General features: G+C 72.0%; 21 protein-coding genes and 1 pseudogene. 6 read left to right on the top strand and 16 right to left on the bottom strand.

Annotated features, from left to right (window positions below):
- Positions 1–81: 81 nt before the first annotated feature.
- Positions 82–519: a PPOX class F420-dependent oxidoreductase gene (locus ABT085_RS00415; RefSeq protein WP_351599929.1), complete on the bottom strand. Its 438-nt coding sequence runs from the start codon at positions 517–519 to the stop codon at positions 82–84.
- A gap of 107 nt (positions 520–626) precedes the next feature.
- Between ABT085_RS00415 and ABT085_RS00410 the strand changes: the two genes are divergently transcribed.
- The 3 genes from ABT085_RS00410 to ABT085_RS00400 all read left to right on the top strand — a co-directional run bounded on the left by ABT085_RS00410 (position 627) and on the right by ABT085_RS00400 (position 4,006).
- Positions 627–1,229, top strand: coding sequence for a TetR/AcrR family transcriptional regulator (locus ABT085_RS00410; RefSeq protein ID WP_502982575.1), 603 nt, complete (start codon positions 627–629; stop codon positions 1,227–1,229).
- A gap of 44 nt (positions 1,230–1,273) precedes the next feature.
- Positions 1,274–2,710 (top strand): MFS transporter, encoded by a 1,437-nt coding sequence (locus ABT085_RS00405; RefSeq protein WP_502982576.1) that lies wholly within the window; start codon positions 1,274–1,276, stop codon positions 2,708–2,710.
- 66 nt (positions 2,711–2,776) lie between these two features.
- Positions 2,777–4,006: a serine hydrolase domain-containing protein gene (locus ABT085_RS00400; RefSeq protein ID WP_351599925.1), complete on the top strand. Its 1,230-nt coding sequence runs from the start codon at positions 2,777–2,779 to the stop codon at positions 4,004–4,006.
- A gap of 112 nt (positions 4,007–4,118) precedes the next feature.
- On the opposite strand, the gene ribA is transcribed toward ABT085_RS00400, so the two are convergent.
- Complete coding sequence (ribA, locus tag ABT085_RS00395) at positions 4,119–4,778, bottom strand: GTP cyclohydrolase II (protein ID WP_152891040.1); 660 nt, start codon at positions 4,776–4,778, stop codon at positions 4,119–4,121.
- Between the two features lie 39 nt (positions 4,779–4,817).
- Here ribA and ABT085_RS00390 point away from each other — a divergent pair, with 39 nt between their 5' ends.
- The gene (locus ABT085_RS00390) at positions 4,818–5,639 is read left to right on the top strand and encodes a creatininase family protein (RefSeq protein WP_502982574.1); all 822 of its coding nucleotides are present in this window, start codon (positions 4,818–4,820) and stop codon (positions 5,637–5,639) included.
- 245 nt (positions 5,640–5,884) lie between these two features.
- Here ABT085_RS00390 and ABT085_RS00385 read toward each other — a convergent pair.
- The 5 genes and pseudogenes from ABT085_RS00385 to ABT085_RS00365 form a co-directional block, all read right to left on the bottom strand.
- A pseudogene (locus tag ABT085_RS00385) lies at positions 5,885–7,033 on the bottom strand (lysylphosphatidylglycerol synthase transmembrane domain-containing protein); the annotation flags it as partial.
- Entirely contained in the window at positions 7,030–8,163 is a 1,134-nt protein-coding gene (locus tag ABT085_RS00380; RefSeq protein WP_351599919.1) for a class I SAM-dependent methyltransferase, read from the bottom strand. The gene ABT085_RS00380 and the pseudogene ABT085_RS00385, both read right to left, overlap by 4 nt.
- Complete coding sequence (locus tag ABT085_RS00375) at positions 8,160–9,371, bottom strand: glycosyltransferase family 4 protein (RefSeq protein ID WP_351599917.1); 1,212 nt, start codon at positions 9,369–9,371, stop codon at positions 8,160–8,162. The genes ABT085_RS00380 and ABT085_RS00375 overlap by 4 nt, the downstream gene beginning before the upstream one ends.
- Positions 9,368–9,766 (bottom strand): 6-pyruvoyl trahydropterin synthase family protein, encoded by a 399-nt coding sequence (locus ABT085_RS00370; RefSeq protein ID WP_152891032.1) that lies wholly within the window; start codon positions 9,764–9,766, stop codon positions 9,368–9,370. The genes ABT085_RS00375 and ABT085_RS00370 overlap by 4 nt, the downstream gene beginning before the upstream one ends.
- Positions 9,767–9,880: 114 nt before the next feature.
- Positions 9,881–10,861: a zinc-dependent alcohol dehydrogenase gene (locus ABT085_RS00365; protein WP_351599915.1), complete on the bottom strand. Its 981-nt coding sequence runs from the start codon at positions 10,859–10,861 to the stop codon at positions 9,881–9,883.
- A gap of 107 nt (positions 10,862–10,968) precedes the next feature.
- Here ABT085_RS00365 and ABT085_RS00360 point away from each other — a divergent pair, with 107 nt between their 5' ends.
- Positions 10,969–11,736 carry a CDP-alcohol phosphatidyltransferase family protein gene (locus tag ABT085_RS00360; RefSeq protein ID WP_351599913.1) on the top strand — a complete coding sequence of 256 codons (768 nt, stop codon included), beginning with the start codon at positions 10,969–10,971 and terminating at the stop codon, positions 11,734–11,736.
- Positions 11,737–11,879: 143 nt separating this feature from the next.
- Here the strand turns inward: ABT085_RS00360 and ABT085_RS00355 are convergent, their stop codons facing one another.
- Both ABT085_RS00355 and ABT085_RS00350 read right to left on the bottom strand, forming a co-directional pair.
- Positions 11,880–12,611, bottom strand: a complete 732-nt coding sequence (locus tag ABT085_RS00355) for a YcnI family copper-binding membrane protein (RefSeq protein ID WP_351599911.1) — start codon at positions 12,609–12,611, stop codon at positions 11,880–11,882.
- A 38-nt stretch (positions 12,612–12,649) separates the two neighbouring features.
- Positions 12,650–13,291: a hypothetical protein gene (locus ABT085_RS00350; RefSeq protein WP_351599909.1), complete on the bottom strand. Its 642-nt coding sequence runs from the start codon at positions 13,289–13,291 to the stop codon at positions 12,650–12,652.
- A 215-nt stretch (positions 13,292–13,506) separates the two neighbouring features.
- On the opposite strand from ABT085_RS00350, the gene ABT085_RS00345 reads away from it, so the two are divergent.
- Positions 13,507–14,589 (top strand): DnaJ-like cysteine-rich domain-containing protein, encoded by a 1,083-nt coding sequence (locus tag ABT085_RS00345; RefSeq protein WP_351599907.1) that lies wholly within the window; start codon positions 13,507–13,509, stop codon positions 14,587–14,589.
- A gap of 47 nt (positions 14,590–14,636) precedes the next feature.
- On the opposite strand, the gene ABT085_RS00340 is transcribed toward ABT085_RS00345, so the two are convergent.
- The 7 genes from ABT085_RS00340 to ABT085_RS00310 all read right to left on the bottom strand — a co-directional run bounded on the left by ABT085_RS00340 (position 14,637) and on the right by ABT085_RS00310 (position 23,215).
- The gene (locus tag ABT085_RS00340) at positions 14,637–15,356 is read right to left on the bottom strand and encodes an SAM-dependent methyltransferase (protein ID WP_351599905.1); all 720 of its coding nucleotides are present in this window, start codon (positions 15,354–15,356) and stop codon (positions 14,637–14,639) included.
- Between the two features lie 172 nt (positions 15,357–15,528).
- The gene (locus ABT085_RS00335; RefSeq protein WP_351599903.1) at positions 15,529–16,068 is read right to left on the bottom strand and encodes a hypothetical protein; all 540 of its coding nucleotides are present in this window, start codon (positions 16,066–16,068) and stop codon (positions 15,529–15,531) included.
- A gap of 330 nt (positions 16,069–16,398) precedes the next feature.
- Positions 16,399–18,318 (bottom strand): discoidin domain-containing protein, encoded by a 1,920-nt coding sequence (locus ABT085_RS00330; protein ID WP_351599901.1) that lies wholly within the window; start codon positions 18,316–18,318, stop codon positions 16,399–16,401.
- 253 nt (positions 18,319–18,571) lie between these two features.
- Positions 18,572–19,936: a GH1 family beta-glucosidase gene (locus ABT085_RS00325; protein ID WP_351599899.1), complete on the bottom strand. Its 1,365-nt coding sequence runs from the start codon at positions 19,934–19,936 to the stop codon at positions 18,572–18,574.
- Between the two features lie 107 nt (positions 19,937–20,043).
- Complete coding sequence (locus ABT085_RS00320) at positions 20,044–20,883, bottom strand: carbohydrate ABC transporter permease (RefSeq protein ID WP_152891050.1); 840 nt, start codon at positions 20,881–20,883, stop codon at positions 20,044–20,046.
- Between the two features lie 7 nt (positions 20,884–20,890).
- Positions 20,891–21,889: a carbohydrate ABC transporter permease gene (locus ABT085_RS00315; RefSeq protein ID WP_351599897.1), complete on the bottom strand. Its 999-nt coding sequence runs from the start codon at positions 21,887–21,889 to the stop codon at positions 20,891–20,893.
- A gap of 9 nt (positions 21,890–21,898) precedes the next feature.
- Positions 21,899–23,215, bottom strand: coding sequence for an ABC transporter substrate-binding protein (locus ABT085_RS00310; RefSeq protein ID WP_351599895.1), 1,317 nt, complete (start codon positions 23,213–23,215; stop codon positions 21,899–21,901).
- Between the last annotated feature and the right edge of the window lie 357 nt (positions 23,216–23,572).

The raw sequence follows: 23,572 nt of genomic DNA, 5'->3' as shown, positions 1-23,572 counted from the left end.
GTTCACTGAACGGACCGGGCCCGCATCGTAGTGGCCGACTGGCCGACTGGCCGACTGGCCGTCCGGCGGCCGTGTGCGGGCCTACGCCCGCGGAATCCCGTAGGCCCGCTCGACCCGCAGCCGCAGCACGAGCCGGCCGTCGCGGACCATGGCGGCCCGGTAGTCGTCCCAGTCGGGGTGCTCGCCCTGGACGTCACGGTAGAGGCGCACGAGTTCCTCCACCGTGTCGTCGTGGGGGTCCTTCGCCACGGGCGACAGCTCGGCCGTGCCCTCGGCGACCGTGTAGGCCCAGCGGTCGGGGCTGGTCACGTGGTACGAGGCGCGCGGGTCCCGGCGCAGATTGCGCGTCTTGGCCCGGTCGTCGGTGAGCGAGACCCGGACGGTCCGCTCGTCGGGGTAGTAGGCGTGGTTGACGTTCGACAGCTGGGGGCGGCCGTCGCCCTTGAGGGTGACCAGCACCCCGCCGTGGTCCTCGGAGAGCAGCTTCAGAAGTGCGTCCTGCGTCGCGTCCTGAGTCATGACATGAACAACGGAACTCTCCGGTGCCGGAATTCCCGGACCGGGCAACCTCGCCCGCTTTGACGATAGACACTGTCTACAGACGCTGGTAGACAGTGTCTATGCCTATGACGGAACCTCCCACGGGACTGCGGGACCGCCTGGTCGACGTCGGTGTCGAGCTCGTCGCCGCCGAAGGTGCCCAGGCGCTCACCCTGCGCGAGATCGCCCGCCGGGCCGGTGTCTCGCACGGCGCCCCGCGCCGCCACTTCCCCACCCATCTGGAGCTGCTGTCGGCCATCGCGCGCCGCGGCTTCGCCGAGCTCGCGGACAGGGCGAGGACGGCCCTCGCGCAGGTGGACGGAACCGGGAAGGAGCCGGTCGCCGCCGCGCGGGCGCAGCTGACGGAGCTCGGCCGGGCCTACCTGGAGTTCGCCCTCGGCAACCCGGGGATGTACGAGCTGATGTTCCGTCACGACCTGCTGGAGAGCGGGCATCTGGGGCTGCGGGACACCAGCCTGCCGCTCTTCGGTGTACTGGTGGATCTGGTCGGCCGGGTCCGGCCGGAGGCGCACGCACCGACGGTGGCGGGCGCCCTGTGGGCGAACCTGCACGGCGTCGCCCAGCTGTGGAGCTGGGGCAGCCTCCAACTCGCCACCAAGTCGCAGGACTTCACACCGGTGCTGCGGGCCGCGCTCGACGCGCACCTCGGACCGGAGGCTCCCGCGTGAAACCGTTCCGGCCCTCGGACTCCCCTCCCTCGAACTCCCCGCCCCTGGAGGCCCCTTCCTCGGCCTCTCTTCCGCCGACGCCTGTCGGCGGCCGCCGTCTCGCCTTCGCCGGCAGTGTGGCGGGCGCCGCGATCGTCGCCCTGGACGGCACCGTCCTCACCGTCGCGCAGCCCACGCTGCAAAGGCAGTTGGGCGCCTCCTTCACACAGGTCCAGTGGACCGGCACCGGATATCTCATCGCCGTCGCCGGTCTGCTGGTGTTCGCCGGGCGGCTCGGCGACCGCTACGGGCACCGGCGTGCCTTCGGCGTCGGGATGCTCGGGTTCGGGGCCGTGTCGGCCGGCATCGGACTGGCGCCGGGCGTCGGCTGGGTGATCGGACTGCGGGTCGCCCAGGGGGTGTTCGGCGCGCTGTTGCAGCCGGCCACCCTGGGGATGCTGCGGGCCGCGTTCCCGCCCGACCGGCTCCGTGTGCCCATCGCCGTACGCACGGCAGCGATCGCGGTGGCGGCCGCCGCGGGACCCGTCGTCGGCGGGGCGCTGGTGACCGCACTGGGCTGGCGGGCGGTGTTCTTCGTGAACGTCCTGCCCGCGCTGCTGTTCGGCACGCTCGCGCTCACCGGCCGCGACCGGACGCGGCGACCGGCATCCGCCCCGCCGCCCGCACCGGCGGCTCCGCGGCGACTCGACCTGGCCGGCGCCCTGTTGCTCGCGGTCTGTCTCGCCTGTCTGGTCCACTCCCTCGTCGCACTGCCGGAGTCCGGCTGGACGACGGCCGCCGGTCTGGGCCTGGCCGCGTCCGCCGTCGCCGCGGTCGCCTTCGTCCGCCATGAGCGCAGGACCCCGGACCCCTTGGTCCCGCCTGCTGTCGTCGGCACGCCCGCCGTCGCGGCGGCCCTCGGCGTTCTGATGACCGCGTCGGCCGCGCTGCACGGCACGTTGTTCGCCTGCGTCTACCTCCTCCAGGGCGAGCTCGGTCTCGACCCGTTCCACAGCGCCCTGGTCGGTCTGCCGCTGGCCGCGCTCATGGTGGCCGCCGCACCCGCCTGTGTCGTGCTGCTGCGCCGCTGCGGCGCCAGGGCCACGACCATGCCTGCGGCGGTCGTCCTCGCCGCGGGGATCCTGCTGCTGTGGCGGGCCACCGGCACGCCCGCGCTGTGCACCGGGTTCGCACTGCTGGGCGCCGGGTTCGGCACGGTGATGGTGGCGGGCACCCATGTCGTCGTACGGCAGGCGCCGGCCGAGTCGGCCGGGGTGGCGGGCGGGCTTCAGCAGACCGCGATGAACGTCGGCCCGGTGCTCGGCACGGCCGTGGCGAGCACGTGCATGGCGCTCGGCGGGAGCCGCGCGCCGCTGCCCGTCCTCGCGGTCGTGGCCGTTGCGGCGGCGGTGACGGCCCGGGCCCTGCCCGTGCGTTCCGTCACGACACCGGCCGAACATCGCACCGACAGGCCCGGTTCACGTAATCCTGCGCGACCATGATGAACGAGGTGGTCGAGGCCGGGTATGCCCGACAGCACCTCGTACGCGCGCGACCGGAGGAGAACGATGGCACAGCTGCGACAAGAGGTCGACCCGGGTGAGGTCGGACTGGATCCCGAGGCACTGGACCGGCTCGACCGGCACTTCGCCCAGCAGGTCGAGGAAGGGCGGCTGCCGGGCTATCTCGTGGCGGTCTCCCGCGGCGGCCGCGTCGCCCACCTCACCACGTACGGTCACCGCGACCTCGCCGCCGGTCTGCCGGTCGAGTCCGACACGCTGTACCGGATCTACTCGATGACCAAGCCGGTCACCACCGTTGCCGCGCTGCTGCTGATGGAGGAGGGCCGGCTCTCGCTCGACGACCCGGTCGCCCGTCACCTGCCCGCCTTCGCCGACCCGCGGGTGTACGTCGACGGTTCCGGCGACGGGATGCGCACCCGGCCCGCCGACGGACCGATCCTGATCCGTCATCTGCTCACCCACACGGCGGGTCTGACCTTCGCCTTCTACCACTCCCACCCAGTGGACGCCCTCTACCGGGCGGCCGGTCTTGAGTCGTCGGTGCCGTCGGGCGCGAACCTGGCGGAGACCATCGACGTCTACGCGAGCCTGCCGTTGCAGTTCGAACCGGGCACCGAGTGGAACTACTCGGTCGCCACCAACGTGCTGGGCCGGGTGATCGAGGTGGTGTCCGGGCAGCCGCTCGACGTCTTCCTCGCCGAGCGGGTCTTCGGCCCGCTCGGGATGACGGACGCCGGGTTCTGTGTCCCCGCGGACCAGGCGGGCCGGCTGGCGGAGCTGTACGGCGAGACCGGCGACGGCGGAATCGAGCCGATCGCCGGACTGCCGCTGCACGGACGGCCCCGGTTCCTGTCCGGCAGCGGGGGCATGGTGGCGAGTGCGTACGACGTGCACCGGTTCACCGAACTGCTGCGCCGCCGTGGGGAACTCGACGGCACCCGGCTGCTCTCCGCCGACACCGTGGACCTCATGACGAGCAATCAGCTTCCCGGCGGTGTCGACATGCGGGCCTTCGGCAGCCGTCCGGCGCACGACGAGCCGGGCAACGAGGGCGTCGGCTTCGGCCTGGGCGTCTCCGTGGTCATCGACCCGGCCCGGACCAAGGCCTCGACCGGCCTCGGCATGTACGGCTGGAGCGGGGTGGCCACGACGACGTTCTGGGTCGACCCCAGCCGCGATCTGAGCGTGCAGTTCCTGACCCAGGTGCGCCCGCGGTCCTCGCACGCGCTCTACCAGGACCTGAAGCGGCTGGTGCACGAGGCCGCCGCGCACTGACGACGCGGCTCCGCCCGGCGGGCGGCCCCGGCACGGGATGGGCCGGGGCCGTTGCCGGCACTGTCGCCGGCGCTCGCCGTCGCGGGCGCCTCGGGACTCCGCGTGGAGCGGGTCAGGACCAGTGCGCGACCGCGTCGAGGTGCGGCAGGACGTGGTCGAGACGCTCCCGCTTGGTCCTGAGATAGGTGATGTTGTTCTCGCACGGCGGGATCAGCAGCGGCACCGTCTCGGCGACCTGGATGCCGTGCCGTACCAGGTCCTCGCGCTTGCGCGGGTTGTTGGACATCAGCCGGACGGAACGCACGCCGAGGTCGTTCAGGATCCCGGCGGCCACTCCGTAGTCCCGGGCGTCCACCGGCAGGCCCAGCGCGAGGTTCGCCTCGACCGTGTCCAGCCCCTCCGCCTGGAGGGCCATCGCGCGCAGCTTGCCGAGCAGGCCGATGCCGCGGCCCTCGTGGCCCCTCAAGTAGACGACTATGCCGCTGCCTTCGGCGACCACGGCGCGCAGCGCGGCGGCGAGCTGGTCGCCGCACTCGCAGTGCTGGGAGCCGAACGCGTCGCCGGTCAGGCACTCCGAGTGCAGCCGGGTGAGCACGCCCTCGGCGCCGATGTCGCCGTAGACCAGGGCCACTTGCTCGTCGCCGCGGTCGTGGTCCATGTAACCGATCGCCTGGAATTTCCCGTACACGGTGGGCAGCGGGGCATTCACAACGCGTTCCACGCCCGTGCGCTGTGGGGACTTCTTGCCGAGTACGCCGATGTTGTCTGTCATGATCTGATTCCTAAGCAGAGACGAAAGGCCGTGAAAGAAATGAGTGGTTCGGGCGCGCGTGCGGCGGCATACGGCTTGGTGCCGACGGACACTACGGAAGACGTACGGGCGCGGGGGGCGGGCGGCTCAACACAGGTCGCCGTCCTTCCCGTCGGCAGCTTCGAGCAGCACGGTCCGTACCTGCCGCTGGCGACCGACACCCTGATCGCCTGTGCCGTGGCCCGGGACATCGCCGAGGCGTACCCGGTGCACCTCCTTCCGCCGGTGACGATCTCCTGTTCGCACGAGCACGCCGCCTGGCCGGGAACCGTCAGCATCTCCGCGGCCACCCTGCACGCGGTGGTGCGGGACATCGCCGAGTCGCTGCGCCGGTCGGGCGTCGAGGTCCTGGTGGTGGTCAACGGCCACGGCGGCAACTACGTGCTGGGAAACGTCGTCCAGGAGGCCTCCGCGCGCGGTGAGCGGATGGCCCTGTTCCCGGCCGCGGAGGACTGGGAGGCGGCCCGGGAGCGGGCCGGGGTGGAGACCTCGCTGCTGACCGACATGCACGCGGGAGAAATCGAGACCTCCGTCCTGCTGCACGCTCATCCCGAATTGATCCGTCCTGGTTACGAGTCCGCCGATTTCGTCGCGGACGACCGTCGTCATCTCCTCACCACGGGAATGTCCGCCTATACCGATTCCGGTGTCATCGGGCGTCCGTCCCTCGGTTCCGCGGAAAAGGGAAAGGCGCTGCTGGCCGCTCTCACCGATTCCTTCGGCGTGTATTTCTCGCTGCTCACCGGACGCGATGCCGAGGGCTCGGGCGCGGACTCGGGCGAGGGCTCGGGCGCCGATTCGGGGGCGTCCGACGGACGGTAGGACCCGTCGGGTGTGCGGCCGGCGGCCGGGTCCGGTACGACGGTCCCGGCCGGCCCGTCCGGTACGAAGGTGCCGGCGGCCGCGACCGGTACGACGGTGGCGGCGACCGGGTCCGCTGCGGCCGGGCGGCCCGCCCGCACCCCCTGGTACCAGCGCACGACCAGCACCAGCGCGCCGGGCAGGGCGGCGGCGAAGCTGAGCACCCCGTACACGACGGCGACGGCCAGCCCGTTGCTCGCGCCGAGCCCGGCGGCGCCGAACGCCCAGACGGTGACGCCCTCGCGGGGACCGAAGCCGCCGACGTTCAGCGGCAGGCCCATGGCGACCAGGGCGAGCACGGCCAGCGGCAGCAGCACCAGGACGGACGCGCCCGACCCGGTCACCCGGGCGGCCAGCACGAACATCGTCAGGTGGCCCGCCAGCACGACCGCCGAGGACAGCGCGACACCCGGCCCGTTGCGCCGGGACAGCAGTCCCTCCCGGGCCTCGGCGAGCGTCGCGCGCAGCGCCCGCCCGCGACGCGACTGCGCGGGAGCGCGGTTCATCCGCAGGGCCGCGAAGACGGCCAGCACGCCCAGCAGGCCGAGGCCGACGAGGGGCGCGAGGTGGCGGGCATCGTCCCTGACCGGGGACGGCAGCGCCAGGAGGACCGTTACGCCTGCCACGGTGAGCGCGACCTGTCCCGCGACCCGCTCCAGCACCACCGCCCGCACGCCACGCCCGATGTCACCGGCGCTCCGTCCGTGGTGGACGGCCCGGTGGACGTCGCCGAGGACGCCGCCGGGCAGGGCCGCGTTCAGGAACAGCGCGCGGTAGTAGTCGGCGATGGCCGGGCCGAGCGGCAGCTCGATGCGCAGGCCCCGGGCGACCAGTGCCCAGCGCCAGGCGCTGAACACCGTGGTGACCGCGCCGATGCCGACCGACAGCAGCAGGGTGACCGCGTCGATCCGCCGCAGCCCGTCCAGGAAGACACCGGTGCCCAGCCGCCACAGCAGGACGGCCAGGATGGCGACTCCGACGGCGGTGCCCAGATGGGTGCGCAGCGCCCGGGAGTCGAACCGGGCGAGGACCGCCCGGGAACGCTTCGCGGAGACGGCGGGCGCGGAGACGGCGGGCACGTCGGCGTCCGCCGCCGGGGCGGCGGCGCGCTCGGCCCGTACGGGGTCGGCGGACCCGGGCTGCTCGCCGCCCACGGCCGCCCCGGCACGTACGGACTGCTCGCCGCGTACCGCCGAGCCGGTCCGGTCGGCCGCGTCACAGCCCTCGGACCCGATCGCCCCATTGCGGGCCCGGGACCCGGCCGCAGCGGCCCGGACCGTGGCACGGCCCGCTCCGGTCCGCGGCACCGGCCGTGCCGGCACGGGCACGACCGCGCCCGCCGTCTCCGCGGTCATGACGCCTCTCCGCCCGTCGGCCGGGCCAGCGCCAGCAGATCGCTGTGGTGGACGACGACGTTCAGCTCGCCGGCCGCGCAGGCGGCGAGCCGGTCCGCGAGGTACACCTCGGCGCGTTCGGCCAGTTCGGGGCACTCCTCCACGGCGGCGCCGACCCAGCCGCGCAGCCACTGGGCGGTCAGCGCGCGCTCGTCGGGGCCGAGCCGCCAGGCGCTCGGGTGCAGCTTCACCGTCGCGCCATGCGCGGAGAAGGCCTCGCAGGCGGCCGTGACGGCGTCGGGACCCAGCAGCCCGTCACGCCGCTGGTGGGCGTTGAAGGCCGCGGTGATCTCCGCGTCCAGCGGGTCGGCGGGGGTGAGTTCGACGCGTCCGGCGACGGAGAGCGTCAGCAGCGCCGGGCATCCGGCGCCCGCGCAGGCCGCGGCGAGGGTGTCGACCTCCTCGCGGGTGAGCACGTCCAGCAGCGCCGAGGCCGTCACCAGCGAGGCGCCGACCAGGGCGTCCGGGGTCAGCCGGGCGACGTCACCGCGCCGCGTCTCGACGGTGACCCGGCTGCCGTCGGCGGCCGACCGCGGGGAGGCCACGGCGGCGAAGTGCAGCAGGTAGGGGTCGCGGTCGTGCAGGACCCAGTGCTGGGCGCCGTCGAGGCGGGGGGCGAGCCAGCGGCCCATCGAGCCGGTGCCGCAGCCCAGGTCGTGGATGACGGACCCGGCCCGGCCGGGCAGGTCGGCGAGCCGCACGCGCAGCGGGTCCAGCAGGTCCAGCGACCGCGCCGCGGCGTCGGCGCCCTCGCGCAGCTCCAGCCACTCGGGGGCGTAGCGCGGCGGTTCGTCGGGGCCGCTCTCCCGCAGCCGTACGGTGGCCCGCTCCTCGGACCGGCCGACCGGCCCGGCGCCCGCGATCACGGCGTCCGCCGCGATCTCCGTGTTCGCCGTGATCACCGTGTCCGTCGCGACCGCCGTGTCCGTCGCGACCGCCGTGTCCGTCGCGACCGTCACGTCCGTTGCGTCCACCACAGCTCCCGTACCGTTCGCTTCCACCGTGTCCGCGGCCTCCCGTGGTCCGGGCTGCGGCGGGATGACCTGCACGCGCCGCGCCAGGTCCGCCGGTGTGGCCGTCGTCTTCCTCATGCCGCCCTCCGGGGTTCGCTCGGGAGCCGGCCCAGTACACCGGCGAGGGTCTTGGCGGTCGCCGCCCAGCCGCCGAGGGAGGCCCGGCGGCCGCGGGCCGCGGCCTTGAGACGGCGCCGTACGTCCGCCTCGCCGAACCAGCCGCGCAGTTCGGCGGCGAGCGCGGCGGGGTCCTCCGGCGGGACGAGGATGCCGGGGACACCGCCGTCGGGGGCGCGGCCCACGGCCTCCGGGAGCCCGCCGACGTCGGTCGCCAGCACCGGGATGCCACGCGCGAGGGCCTCGGTGACCGCCATGCCGTACGTCTCGGCGTAGGAGGTGAGGACCATCAGGTCGGCGGCCGCGTAGCTGGCGTCGAGTTCGGCTCCGGCCTGCGGTCCGGCGAGGTGGAGCCGGTCCTCCAGGCCGTGCTCGCGGATCAGGTTCCGCAGATGGGCGACGTACTCGGGGTCCTGGCCGAGCCCGCCGACGCACACACAGCTCCACGGCAGGTCGGCCGCCGCGGCGAGCGCCTCGACCAGCCGGTGCTGCCCCTTGCGCGGGGTGACCGCGGCGACGCACAGCAGCCGGGAGACCCCGTCGGTGCCGGAGGCGAGGGGGGCGATGTCGGCGCCGGGGGCGGCGACATGGACCCGGTCGGGGGCGAGGCCGTGGTGCGAGACGAGGCGGCGGACCGCCCAGTCGCTGGTGGCGATGACCGCGGGCACCGCCCGCAGGACCGTACGTTCGCGCGCGTCCAGATCGGCGGCCACCTCGGCGGCCAGACCGGTCTCGTCACCGAGCGGCAGGTGGACGAGGACGGCGAGCCGCAGGCGTTCGGCCTCCGGGACGATGATCTCGGGGACACCGCAGGCGACGATCCCGTCCAGCAGGACCACCGATCCGTCGGGCAGCTGGCTGAGCGTGCGGGCCAGCTCGGTACGGGCGGCGGCGCCGGGGCGGGGCCAGCTGCCGGGCACGGCGTGCTGGTGGACCTGCCAGCCGAAACCGGGCAGGTCCAGGCTGACCCGCCGGTCGTAGGCGTTGCCGCCGCTGGGCGCGGCCGGGTCGTCGACACCGCCCGGCAGCACGAAGTGCACGGAGCGCAGGGACATGGGGCTGATCTCGCCGTTCTTCCGGGCCGCGGTCTGTACGGGCACCGTCTGTGCGGGCACCGTCTGTGCGGGCACGTAGGCGAGGGGCGTGTGCCCGACGGTCGTGTCGGTCACAGGGCACGCTCGTAACTCGCCCACGCGACGTGCGACTCGTGCAGGGTGACGGAGATGCCCGTCAGGCCCCGGGCGCCCTCGCCGAGCGCGCCCAGGTGGACCCGCTCGGCCAGCCGGTCGGCTACGACCTTGGCCAGGAACTCCGTCGAGGTGTTGATCCCCGCGAAGTCCGGCTCGTTGTCCAGGTTTCTGAAGTTCAGCTCACTGGTGATGGCACCGAGTTCCTGCGTGGCCAGGCCGATGTCGACGACGATGTTGTCGTCGTCCAGCTCCTCGCGCCGGAAGGTGGCGTCCACCAGGAACGTAGCTCCGTGCAGGCGCTGCGCGGGTCCGAAGACCTCACCGCGGAAGCTGTGGGCGATCATGATGTGATCGCGGACGGTGACACTGAACAACGGACGACCCTCCAGGTGCGGCGCGTCTGGTCCCCGGCCGAAGCGCGCCGGGGATGCCGTGTAGTACGGCTCTTCGCTTCCCCGTGTTCAGCCGTCTCTCACTCTTTTCTCAGGTCAGGCGCTCTTGTCGTACCGGACGCGGTGGCAGAGCGCCGGAATCTCCCCCGAGGCGAGCCTGGGCATCACCTCCGGGAGGTCCTCGAAGGCGGACTCGCCGGTGATCAGCGCGTCCAGCGCCGGGTCGGCGAGGAGGTCCAGGGCGAGGGCCAGCCGGTCGGCGTAACTACGGTTCGCGCGGGCCGGGGAGACGGTGCCGACCTGGCTGCCGCGGACGGTGAGCCGGCGGGAGTGGAACGCCTCGCCGAGCGGCAGGGCGACCCTGCGGTCCCCGTACCAGCTCAGCTCGATGACCGTGCCCTCGGCGCGCAGCAGCTCCAGGGACCGGGCGAGGCCCTGCTCGGTGGCGCTGGCGTGCACGACGAGGTCGCAGTCGCCGAGGGCGCGTTCGGGGGTGGCGAAGCCGACGCCGAGCGCCTCGGCCACCGAGGAGCGCGCCGGGTCGGCGTCGACGAGTTGCACGCGCACGCCCGGGAAGCGGGCGAGCAGGGCGGCCACCGAGCAGCCGACCATGCCGCCGCCGACCACGGCGATCCGGTCGCCGACCAGGGGGGCCGCGTCCCAGAGCGCGTTCACGGCCGTCTCCACCGTGCCGGCGAGCACCGCCCGCTCGGCGGGCACGTTGTCCGGCACCACGGTCACGGCGCTCACCGGAACGACGTAACGCGTCTGGTGCGGGTAGAGGCAGAAGACCGTACGGCCGGTCAGCTCAGCGGGTCCCTCCTCCACCACGCCGACGTTGAGGTAGCCGTACTTGACCGGTCCGGGGAAGTCGCCCTCCTGGAACGGCGCCCTCATGACGGCGTGCTGACTGGCCGGGACACCGCCGCGGAAGACCAGCGTCTCCGTGCCGCGGCTGATGCCGGACCACAGCGACCGCACCACCACCTCGTCCTCGGCGGGCTCCGCGAGGGTGAGTTCACGGACCTCGCCGTGACCCGGTGAGCGGAGCCAGAAGGCGCGGGCGGAACGGTTCATCGGCATCCTCCTGAACGATCGACACGTTGTTCACGTACCGAGATGTGCACAGGCCGCGCACAGTACGCGGCGTTGATCGACTCTGTCACTCGGCCGGAGGATGTGCGGTGGCCCTGAACAACACTTACGACGCAAGGCTGGTCCAGCAGGAGACCGCTGTGGGAGCGGGCGTACAGATCCTGTTGCTGGCCCTGCTCGGCACGGCGATCGGGATGGGCCCGGCGGGCTGGGTGACCGGTCTGACGTTCGCGATCGCGACCTGGGCGGTGCTCTCCCGCGCCCTGCACCGCTCCGGACTGCGTTCCTTCGGCCCCGCCAACCGGGTCACCCTCGGCCGCGCGACCCTGGTCGGCGGGGTGACGGCGCTGGTCGCCGACTCCTTCGAGAGCACGCCGCCGGTCACCCTCCTGGTCGGCCTGACCGCCGTGGCCCTGATCCTGGACGGCGTCGACGGCAAGGTGGCCCGCCGCACCGGCACGTCGACCGCGCTGGGCGCCCGCTTCGACATGGAGGTCGACGCGTTCCTGATCCTGGTGCTCAGCGTCTACGTCTCCATGGAGGTCGGCCCCTGGGTGCTGCTCATCGGCGGTATGCGCTACGCCTTCGTCGCCGCCGCCCGGGTGTGGCCGTGGCTGAACAACGCGCTGCCGCCGAGCACCGCCCGCAAGACGGTCGCCGCGCTCCAGGGCGTCCTGTTGCTGCTGGCGGGCTCCGGACTCCTGCCGTACGCGGCCGACTTCGGGGTGGCGCTGCTGGCGCTGGCCCTGCTGGTGTGGTCGTTCGGCCGGGACGTGCTGTGGCTGTGGGCGACCTCGCGCCGGCCCGAGCAGACCGCCCGCGCCGAGCAGAAGGTGCTGGAACTGGCCGCGCACTGACCGTACGACCACACGTCCGCCCGTCCGTCGGTACATCCGGACGAACGGACGGCCGAAGGGCCCGGACCACCACTGGTGGCCCGGGCCCTTCGGCGTTGGACGTCAGGCGTCGGACGTCAGGCGGGACGGACGTGACGGGCGTGCTACGAGCGGGCGGAGCGCGTCCGGACGAACGCGAAGGCCGCCGCGGCCAGCCCGAGCGCGCCGACGACCAGACCGGCGATGCCCAGACCGCGCGCGGTGGAGTCACTGCCGGAGGCGGCCTCGGAGGTGCTGTCGGGGGCCGTCGCCGCGGGGGTCTTCGCGGCCGGGGCCGCGCCGCTGTCGCCGCCCGCCGTGAGCTTGACCACCGGTGCCGGGTTCTCCGGCTCGTCCGCCCCCTCCTCGGCCTGCTCGATCCAGCGGACGACCTTGCCGTCGGAGTAGGTCTGGAGCGCCTTGAACGTCAGCGCGTCGGTGTCGTCCGGCAGCTGGCCGAAAGCGACGTCGAAGTCCTCGAAGGCGCCCGCGCCGATCTTCCCGCCGGTCCAGGTGATCTCGGAGACGGCCTCGGTGATGGTGCCGTCGTCGGTCTTGACCGGCGTCTTGAGCTTGGTGGTGGTCACCTTCGGCGTCCAGCCGTCGTGCGGGCGGACCAGCACGCCGAGGACGGGGTGGTCGGTCGGCAGGTACACCTGCACCTTCGTGGTGCTGACGGAGTCGTCCTCGTTGGGGACGCGGAAGGTCAGCAGACCGTCGGTGGCGCCCTTGGCGTAGCTCTCGGGGTGGACGGTGACGTGCGCGGAGGCGGCACCGGCCGCCGCCAGGACACCGGCGGCGGCGAGGACGGCACCGAGACCGGCGCGGCGCAGGGTGGTGGTGCGGATCGTGGACATGGGTGAGTGGATCTCCGTACGGGAGTGAAGTGACGGGGTCAGACGGTGTACGGGATCCGGGTGGGCGGCCCCCGGCGGCTCACCGCGTGCCGGAGCAGCAGCGTCCGCGGTCGTACCGCGTCCGGCTGCGCACGGTCAGCGACGGGAAGAAGGAGCGGCGTCGGGAAACTGCACCACCAGGCCGCGAGCCCGGGCAGCAGGGCGACCGCCCGCTTCAGCAACGACCACAGGGCGGCCTCCCCTCGCCGCAGCCACCAGGAGGCGACGAGCGCGGCGAGCACATGCGCGAGGACCGCGTGCGGGGTCATGGCGTGCGGGTGGGTGCCTGTGGGGCCGGGCATCCGGCCGGCCATGTGCATATGGGCCATGTGCACATGGGTCATCTGCGCCATCTGCGCACGGGTCATCCGCATGACCGGCTCGGCTGTGGTGGTGGTCCGGGAGAACGCGGCGTGCAGTCCGGCCTGGACGGCGAGCATGGCCGCGGTGATGCCCGGCAGGGACCGTTCCCGGCCGCCGAGCAGCCAGCCGGCCGCGAGGACGGCGAGGAACCCGGCACCGTCCGCCCACAGCGGCGGCACGTCCCCGGTGCCGAGCCCGTGCCCGGCCACGGCAAGCAGCACGCACACCGCGGCGAAAACCGCGGCACGCAGGCTCCGTATGGCCGGGGACGCACTCATGGTCAGCGATCCTCCCACGCGGCGGTAGAGCCCGACGGGGCGAACGGCTCAACCCGGTGCGCGATCGCTCTCCTGGCCTGGCCGACGACGGCTCGCTCGTCCCCGCGCCGTCTCTGCGCCCTTTTGCTGCCGACCCGCTCCCGCCACACTTGTTCCGCTCGGCACCGGTTCCGCCCGTACCGGGTGGGAGGGGATCGACTGGGGGGAGTGACGCCGTGGCGGCAGACGATCCGTCCGACGAGGAGGTACGTGCGGCGATCGGCGCGCACCTGACGCGCTTCGGCCGGAGGAAGCACCCCGCTCCGGCCCTCGAGGACCTCCTGCTCACCCGCTCACACCTTCTCGAGGGCACGATCACCCGCCGCGTCGAGGACCGCACCGAGCAGACGCGGCACCGGCCCGGAACCATCGGCCTCTCGGACCGGCCGACCTACGACGTGCTGAGGGACTACAAACTCGGTCCCGGCGAGTCACCGCTCGACCGGCCGCTCGACCTGGTCAAACGCGGCACGGTGCACCTTCGTTCCTGCGACTGCGGCAACGGCCGACGGCAGTGCGCCGACTGCCGGGGCATGACGTACCGTCCGTGCGAACCCGCCCAGGTGTGCACCGTCTGCCAGGGCGTCGCCATGTGCACGCAGTACCTCAAGCACGGCGGTCTGCCGAGCACCCCGCCCAGGCCTCCGAAGCCGGGCAAGTCCGGCCGTCCTGACGAACGGGTGACCTGCGAGGGATGCCACACGCCCGACAGCGCGTGCCCCGGCTGCCGGGGCTGGGGGAAGGTCAGGTGTCCGGAGTGCGCGGCGACCGGGCGCATCCCGTGCGCAGCGTGCAGCCGTACGGGCAGCGTCAAGTGCACCACATGCGAGGGACACGGGAGCCTGACGTCCTGGACCGCGGGACGGATCGCGTGGACCCGGCAGTCCAAGACCATAACTCCCCCCGTCCCACGACCCAGGCGAATCGGGTCGGAACTGGACGCCGGCGGCTGGCGGGAGGATCTCCTCGACACGGACGACTCTCTACCCGCCGACCTCTCCCTCGACCAGCGCACCGCCCTTGAGTCACAGCTGCGACGCGGGAAGGACGAGAGGGAACGGCAGGTCGTCCTCAGGCGTCTGACGGTCGTCACGGCGAGGCTGCCCGGCTCCCCCCACCAGGAGTTCTACGTCTTCCGGGGCGCTGACGGACGCCTCAGAACCGTGCGCCGGCTGTCGGACGAGGGCAGGTGGAAGGCGTCGGTGATTGCGGCTGGGGTCGTCGCCCTCGCGATACTCGTACTGGTCCTGATCCGCTGACCGGACCGCTCGCCCGCCGGACCGACCGGCGCGGACGAGCGGTGAGGTCACGGCTTGCGGGCCACCCCGCCGTAGCAGCCGGCCTGGGCGTCGGTGAGGTCGGTCGGCGGCCGGCCCGGCTCCGGGTGCCAGCGGTGCGTCACGGCCAGCCCCGGCGGCAGCAGGTCCAGCCCGGCGAAGAAGCGGGCTGTCCGGGCCCTGGAACGCAGCTGGATCGGGATGCCCGCACGGACGTACACGTCCTGGGTACGAGCCATGCCCTCCGGGTCGAAGTCGGCGGTGCCGTGGCTGAGGACGAGGAAGCTGCCGGACGGCAGCGCGTCGACCAGTTCCTGCACCACCTCGTACGCGCCGTGCTCGTCCGGCACGAAGTGCATCAGGGCGCACAGGCTCAGCGCGATCGGCCGGTCGAAGTCGAGCGTGGCCCGGGCCTCGTAGGACTCCAGGATGGACTTCGGCTCCCGCACGTCCGCCTGCACATAGGCGATGCGGCCCTCAGGGGTTCCGCGCAGCAGGGCCCGCGCGTGGGCCAGCACGATCGGGTCGTTGTCGGCGTAGAACACCCGGCACTCCGCGGCCTCGGCCTGCGCGACCTGGTGCAGGTTCGGCTCGGTCGGCACACCGGTGCCTATGTCGAGGAACTGCCGCACCCCGTGTTCACGGGCCGGCGTCCGCACGGCCCGGTGCATGAACAGCCGGTTGGCGAGGGCGAAGCTGCGGGCGTCCGGGGTGTGTTCGAGTACCTGCTCGGCCGACTCGACCGACACCGTTTTCTCCTCGCCTGTGCATGACGGGCCCTCGCCCCGTATCCGTGCCGGCCGCCGCACCGGAACGGCCCGCCCGACGGCATCACCGTAGGCGACTGAAGTACGGAGTGACCAGAAAACCCTTACCGGACGGTGAGTTGGGGCGATTCTGAGCCGAGTTCGATCGGCGCGGCTACGCGGCGCCTGCCGCGTCCAAGAGGCGTACCAGGTCCTTCCTGCCGTAGCCGAGGAGGGACGCGCGGTGGGCGGCCATCAGCATCAGATGGGCGACGATCTGGGCGCCGTAACCGTCCCTGTCGTCGCCCAGCCATTCGCCGGGGTCCTCGACGCCGAGGCTGTTCATCACCAGGCCGTGAGCGCGGCGGATCTCCGTCACGGTGTCGGACACGGCCTCCAGCAGGGTCCGCCCCGGCCGCTCGCACTTCAGGGCGAAGCCTCCCCAGTCGACCGGTTCACAGCCGCTCGGCGGTCGCAGCCGCAGGCCCTCGTAGCGTTCGTGGCCGAAGGAACCGTCGCCGAACTCGTCGTGCACCAGGGCGAAGCGGTGGAAGCCGGGAGCCGCCGGGGACGGCGGCGGAATGTACTCCCACCCGGCGTCCTCGTGCAGTGACCGTCGCACCTCCTCCTCGTCGGCCGAGGTGACGGTGAAGCCCGTCTCGGTGTTGTGCCCGGTGAGTGTGCCGTCGTCGTTGCGCTGGAACTGCAAGCTCATCAGACCCCCCGTGGTCGTCGGTGGCGGGAAGCGCCGGACGCTCCCCGTCACACGAACCAACGGACCGCGGCCGACCCGCGTGCCCGCCGCCACCATTGTCATCCGATCGTGTGAGCACGCCGCTCGTCCGTGACGATGCGACCGAGTCCGGGCCCGGCCTGCACGAGACAGCACGTTCTCTGCACTGTTCTGCGCACGCCGTTCCGGCCGGCCGCCCCGGCGGCCTCCGACAGCCGGCAGTCGGCCGTCGGCATCCGGCATCCGCACCGGCGACGGGACGCTGCGGGCCGGGAGGGGCCTTGCGGTTGCGCCCCACCCGGCCCGAGCCCCCTATCCCTTCTGCTCCACCCGCACCCAGTCCACCTCCGCCTGTACTCCCCCGGCCGCGATGCGGTCCACGCTCGACTGGGGCAGGCCCCAGTAGGGGGTGGTGACCTGGTTCCAGCCGGCCGGGTAGGCGCCGCCCAGGGCCAGGTTGAGGATGACGTACTGGTTGTGGTCGTAGACCCATTGGCCTCGGGTCGACTCGACCTTGTTGCGGGTGGTCTCCTGGACCAGCCGGTCGTCGACGTAGAAGCGCATCGCCGTCGGGGTCCATTCGACGGCGTACGTGTGCCACTGGTCGGCGCGGCCGCCGTTCGGGTAGGTCTGGCGGGCGCCGATGTTGCCGTCGGCCGAGTAGCCGGGGCCGTGCAGGGCGGAGCTCGTCCAGTCGGCGTAGCCGATGCTCTCCATGATGTCGGTCTCGCCGGAGGCCGGCCAGGAGACGGACGGGTCGTCGACGTTGCTGCCGAGCAGCCAGAAGGCGGGCCAGAAACCGTCGCCGACCGGGAGTTTCATACGGGCGCTGACCCGGCCGTAGGTGAAGTCGAACCTGGTGTCGGTGTCGATGCGGCCGGAGGTGAAGTCGTAGGTGCCGCCGCCCGCCTGGGTGCAGCCCTTGCAGTACTTGGACCTGAGGATCAGGCTGCCGTTCTCGGTACGGATGTTGTCCGTGGAGTCGACGTACGCCTGTGACTCGCCGTTGACCGGGCCCATCTCCGTTCCGGTGCGTACGACGCGCCACTTGGAGCGGTCGAGGGCGGCGCCGGTGAAGTCGTCGAAGAACGTGGTGCGGTAGGTGCCCGGCTGGTCGGCGGGGAGGGCCGGGTAGGCGGCGGAGGCGCTGCCGCCGGTGCCCCAGACCTGGAACTCGAAGAGGGAGTAGCCGAACTGGGCGGTGTAGGGCGCCGGGTTGTAGAAGGAGCGGCGCTCCGTGCCGAGCATACGGACATAGCGGCCGGTGGCCGGGGACGGGAGGGTGACGGTGTCGTGCAGACCCGCCGCCTCGGACGGCGACTTGACGTTCGCGCGGCGAGCGGCGACGTCGGCGGCGGACGGCTGGTAGACGGTGCGCCAGGTGCGGTTGTCGTCGGAGACCTGGAGCCGGTAGTCGACGGCGTAGGCCGCCTCCCAGTACAGGTCCACGGAGGAGATCGTCGAGGTGGCGCCGAGGTCGACCGAGACCCAGCGGTCCGTGTTCCAGTCGCTCGACCAGCGGGTGGCGTCGCCCTTCAGATCTGCGGGCCAGCCGCCGTCCGTGACGAACGCCGGTGAGTTTCTGGCGTGTTGGTAGAAGTTCGAGTAGGCCGGATGGTTCAGGGCCAGGTTGGCGCGGGTCGTCGACGCGGGTGCGGGTTCGCCGCCGTACACCTTGAAGGAGTAGAGGGAGTAGCCGTACGGCGTGGCGCGTTCCAGGCCGCGCAGGCGGACGTAGCGGCCGGTCGCCTCCTGGGGGTAGGTGTGCGCGGTGAGCGAGCCGCCGGTGCCGGCGGTCTCGGTGTAGAAGGGGGTCCAGTCCGTACCGTTCCTCGACACCTCCAGTACGTAGCGCTTGCCGTAGGCGGCCTCCCAGTCGAGGGTGACCCGGTCGATCCGGATCGTGGTGCCCAGGTCGAGGCGGATCCAGGCGTCGTCGGCGAAGTTGCTGGACCAGCGGGTGGCACCGTTGCCGTCGAAGGCGAGGCCCGGGGTGGTGCCGCCGTTCTCGCTGCCGGAGGCGGTGACGGCGGCCGGGTTCAGGGCGTAGGCCGCGGCGGCGCGGTCGGCGTCCCAGGCGGCGGCTTCGGCTGCCGTCGGCTGCGCGTTGGCCGGGGTGACCAAGGCCGGGTCGGCGGACAGCAGCGCCAGTGCGGCCAGTGCCGTCATGAGGGCGCGCGGGGTGCGGGTCGTGCGGAGGGTGCGAGTCGTGCGGGGGGTGCTGGATGGCATGCGGCTCTCCTCAGTCCTGTTGTTATGACATGCACCTGACATTTCTGTTCGTGGTTCAGTGCGCGCGGTTCGCTGCACGTGGTCCGCTGCGCACGATTCGTCGCAGGGGTGTTCCCGCGGGGTCGTACATCGGCCCGCGGGGTCGTACGTGGGCCCCACGGGGTCCTACATGGGCCCCACTGGGTCGCACATGGGTCCCGCGGTGGGCGCGGGCTCCCGCGCCCACGCCCACCGCAGGGGTTTCAGGCGGGCCTCAGGCGGCCCGGCTCGCCTGTCCGCGGTGGGTGCGGACGATGTCGGCGTAGCGGTGGCCGGTGCCCTTGATGGTGCGCACCTGGGTGCGGTAGTCGACGTGGACGAGGCCGAAGCGCTTGTCGTAGCCGTACGCCCACTCGAAGTTGTCCAGCAGCGACCAGGCGAAGTAGCCGGCCAGCGGGGCGCCCTTGCGGGCGGCGGACGCGCAGGCGGCGAGGTGCCGGATCAGGTAGTCCTGGCGCTCCGGGTCGTCGACGGTCCCGTCGGGGCGTACGACGTCGGGGAAGGACGAGCCGTTCTCCGTGACGTACAGCTTGCGCGGGGCGTACTCGTCGGTGAGGCGCAGCAGCAGCGTCTCGATGCCGCTCGCGTCGATCTCCCAGTCCATGCCGGTGCGGGGGACGTCGGGCCGGCGGATCGAAAGGGCGTGCGGGGCCGGGCCTTCGGGGTCGTCGGCGACGGTGGCCGGGAAGTAATAGTTCAGGCCGAGCCAGTCGAGCGGGGCGGCGATCGTCTCCATGTCGCCCGGTTTCTCCGGGAGTTCGACGCCGTAGACCTCGCGCATGTCGGCCGGGAAGCCGCGGCCGTGCACCGGGTCCAGCCACCAGCGGTTGGTGTGGCCGTCCATCCGGCGGGCGGCGGCGATGTCCTCGGGGCGGTCGCTCGCCGCGTGGACGGTGGAGAGGTTGTTGACGATGCCGACCTCGGCGTCCGGGGCGGCGGCGCGGATCGCCTGGGCGGCGAGGCCGTGGCCGAGCAGGAGGTGGTAGGAGGCGCGGACGGCGGCCGTCAGGTCGGTGAGGCCGGGGGCCATCTTGCCCTCCAGATGGCCGATCCAGGCCGAGCAGAGGGGCTCGTTGAGGGTGGTCCAGTGGGTGACCCGGTCGCCGAGGCGTTCGGCGACGACCGAGGCGTAGGCGGCAAAGTGCTCCGCGGTCTCACGCTCGGGCCAGCCGCCGCGGTCCTGGAGCGCCTGCGGCAGGTCCCAGTGGTAGAGGGTGACGGAGGGGGTGATGCCCGCCTCCAGGAGTCCGTCGACCAACTCGTCGTAGAAGGCAAGGCCCTTGGGGTTGACCGGGCCGTCGCCGCCGGGCACGACGCGCGGCCAGGCGACGGACAGCCGGTAGGCGTTGGTGCCGAGCCGGCGCATCAGGCCGATGTCCTCGCGCCAGCGGTGGTAGTGGTCGCAGGCGACGTCACCGTGGTCGTCGTTGTCGATCTTGCCGGGGGTGTGCGAGAAGGTGTCCCAGATCGACGGGGAACGGCCGTCCTCCGCCACGGCTCCCTCGATCTGGTACGCCGATGTGGCCGTGCCCCACAGGAAGTCGTGCGGGAGTGCGGCGAGGTCGATACGTTCGGACACTGAAGCCCTCTCAGGAATAGGGGGGTTGGTCGTCGCTTCACCGGCTGCCGGCCGGCCGGCGGTCGTACGGCCGGTGGCCGTACGACCGGCAGCCTTCGCGGCGTCGGTCACTTGACCGCTCCGGCGGTGAGGCCGGCGACGAGATAGCGCTGGAGCAGCAGGAATCCGGCGACCACGGGCACGCTGACGACCAGCGAGGCGGCCATGATCTGGTTCCAGTAGACGTCGTTGAGCGTGGAGTAGCCCTGGAGTCCGACCGCGAGGGTGCGGGTGGCGTCGTTGGTCATCACCGACGCGAACAGCACCTCGCCCCAGGCGGTCATGAAGGCGTAGACGGCCACCGCGACGATGCCGGGGATCGCGGCCGGGACCACGACCCGGAACAGGGCGCCGAGCGGTCCGCAGCCGTCCACCAGGGCCGCCTCGTCGAGTTCACGCGGCACCGAGTCGAAGTACCCGATCAGCATCCAGATGGAGAACGGGAGCGAGAAGGTGAGGTACGTGAGGATCAGACCGCCGCGCGAGCCGAACAGGGCTATGCCGGTGGCGTTGCCGATGTTGACGTAGAGCAGGAACAGCGGCAGGAGGAAGAGGATGCCGGGGAACATCTGCGTCGACAGCACGGTCACCGTGAACACGCGCTTGCCGCGGAACTCGTAACGGCTGACGGCGTACGCGGAGAAGACCGCGATCACCACCGAGCAGACGGTGGCCGCACCCGCCACGATCAGCGAGTTGCCGAAGTACTTGGCGAGCGGGACGGTCGACCAGATGTCGATGTACGGGCGGATCGTCAGACCGCTCGGCAGCCAGCGGAACTTGCCGCTGACGTCCGCGAGCGGCTTCAGCGAGCTGGAGATCATGACGTAGACCGGCAGCAGCACGAACCCGGTGAGCAGGGTGAGGAAGACCCGCCGGGTCCATACGAACGAACTCGGCTGCGCCATGGGCGAGTCAGACACTTGAGGTCCTCCGTCCGCGGGACGTGACGGCGAGGTACACGCCGGTGACGAGGAGCAGGAAGAGGAGCAGCAGGACCGACATCGCCGAACCGGTGCCGAAGTTCCAGGTGACGAAGGAGGCCTGGTAGATGTGGACCGAGATGAGGTCCGCGGCCGCCGGGGCGGTCCTGCCGAACAGGACGTACGGCGTGTTGAAGTCGTTGAACGTCCACAGGAACAGCACCAGGACCAGCACCTGGTTGACCGCGCTCAGCGACGGCAGGGTGATGCGGCGGATCTGCTGCCAGACGCCGGCGCCGTCGAGGGCGGCCGCCTCGTACAGCTCCCGCGGGATGTTCTGGAGGCCGGCCATCACGATCAGGAAGGCGAACGGCCAGCCCTTCCACACGGACACGGTGAGCAGGGCGTAGAAGCTGTTGTCGCCGATCAGCCAGAAGGACGGCTGGTCGGTGAGGTGCAGCTGGTCGTGCAGGACGTGGTTCACCAGGCCGTTGTCGTGCTGGAACATGAACACCCAGGTGATGACGGCCGCGTAGACCGGCAGGGCGTACGGCACCAGGAACAGGGCGCGCAGCAGACCGCGGCCGCGGAAGGTGTCCTGCATGCAGATCGCCGCCGCCGTGCCGATCAGCCAGCACAGGCCGACGGACAGCAGCGTGAAGGCGACGGTGACCAGGAAGGAGTGGAGCAGTGCCTCGCCGACGGGTGCGTCGAAGTCCACCGACACCGTGTAGTTGTCCAGGCCGGACCACGGCGCGGTGCTCCAGTCCCGGATGAAGAACTGGGTGAGCTCCTTGAAGCTCATCACGATGCCGATCACCATCGGCACCAGATGGACCAGGAGTTCGAGGATCAGCGCAGGCAGAAGCAGGAAGTACGGGAGTCCGGCGCGGCGGAGCCGCCCGGTGCGGCGGCGGGAGCCGCGCGCCGCACCGGGGGCGTCCTTGCGCACCGTCCGCCCCCCGGCCTCCGTGGAGACAGTGGTGGTCATGGTGCTCACTTACTTGGTCGGCATCTGCTGCTGGGCCTTCTCGAGCTTCGCCTTCACCGACTCGGCGGTGACCGCGCGTCCGGCCGCCGCGTCCGCGAACAGTTCCTTGACGGCCGTGCCGACGGCCGTCTCGAACTGGGACTCGTCGGCGACCTGCGGCAGCGCCGCCGCGCTCTTGGCGAGCGTGTCCTTCAGGACCGCGTTGGACGAGGTGTTGAAGGCGGTGTCCGCCTGTGCGGCGGCGACCGGCGGGATGGAGCTGTACGCGGTGTTGAGGATCTTCTGCTCGTCGTCGCTCGTCATGAACTTCACGAACTTCGTGGCGCCGTCGAGGTTGTGGGTGTTCTTGAAGACCGCCATGTTGATGCCGGCGACCATGGAGTTGACGTTGGTGCCGGTGCCGGGGGTTCCGGACTGCACGGGGACCGGGGCGATGCCGTAGTCGGCCTCGCTCATGCCCTGGGACTTGAGGTTGGCGGACGCGGACTGCCACAGCAGCATCGCGTTCTTGCCCTTGGCGAAGTCGCTGACGGACTGGTTCTGCGCGTACTCGGCGTTGCCCGGCGCGATGATCTTGTCGGACGCCATCAGGCCGACGTACTGCTGGACCGCGCTGACCACGCCGTCGTTGGTGAAGTCGGGCTTGCCGTCGGCGGTGAAGAAGTCGGCGCCGTGCTGCTTGGCGAAGACGAAGACGTGGTGGATGTTCTCGGACGGGTTCGAACCCTCGGCGCCCAGGCCCCACTTGCCGCCCTTGGACAGCTTCTTGCCGTCGGCGATCAGGTCGGCCCAGGTGGCCGGCGGGTTGGCGATGCCGGCGTCGGCGAACATCTTCTTGTTGTAGTAGAGCGCGTACGCCATCGAGTACAGCGGCACCGCGGCCGGGTCCTTGCCCTCGGCGCCGGTCGAGCCGAGCGCGGAGGCGACGAAGCGGTCCTTGCCGCCGATCGCGGCGAACTGCTTCGTGTCCCAGGGCAGCAGCGCCCCGGTGGCCTGGAGCGAGGCGCTCCAGGTGTTGCCTATGTTGAGGACGTCGGGGCCCTGGCCGGAGGTGGTGGCGGTGAGGATCCGGTTCAGCAGGTCGGACCAGGGGACCACCTCCAGCTTGACCTTGATCCCGGTCTGCTTCTCGAACTTGTCGAGTTCGGGCTGGAGGACCTTCTTGTCGACCTCGATGCTGGCGCCCTGGTTGGAGGCCCAGTAGGTGAGCGTCTTCGGCGAGTCGTTCGACCCTCCGCCGGTCGCGGATCCGCCTCCGCAGGCCGTGGCGGCGAGAGCGAGTGACATGGTGACGGCGCCGACGGCCGCGGCTCGGATGCTGCGCATGGCTCCTGGTGTCCCTTTCCTGGAGTCGTGAACCCCGAGGCAGGCCGCGGAAGTGACACCCCGTTCGACTTCCGAAGCCCCTCATGGCTTAATTTACGACGTGAGTTAAACCTCGGAAGAAGAACGCGTCAAGACATCCGGCAGGGTCTCCCCGGGCGGCACCGTCCGGATCGGGGGCGCCGGACCGGTGCGCACAGCGGCCGCACAGGCCGTGACCTGCGCGGGAGCCGCCTCGGGGGCGTTGTGCAACGGTTGTGTTTCGACGGGCCCCGGGACACCGTGAACAGCGGCCGGACCGGGGCAATCCGCGCCACGAACCCGGGGGTTCGCGGCGCGGACCGCCCTGTCCGCGACGGC

Origin of the sequence: Streptomyces sp. NPDC002265 (assembly GCF_040296125.1) — a bacterium.
Taxonomy (GTDB): Bacteria; Actinomycetota; Actinomycetes; order Streptomycetales; family Streptomycetaceae; genus Streptomyces.
This window is presented reverse-complemented; position numbering and strand designations above follow the sequence as displayed.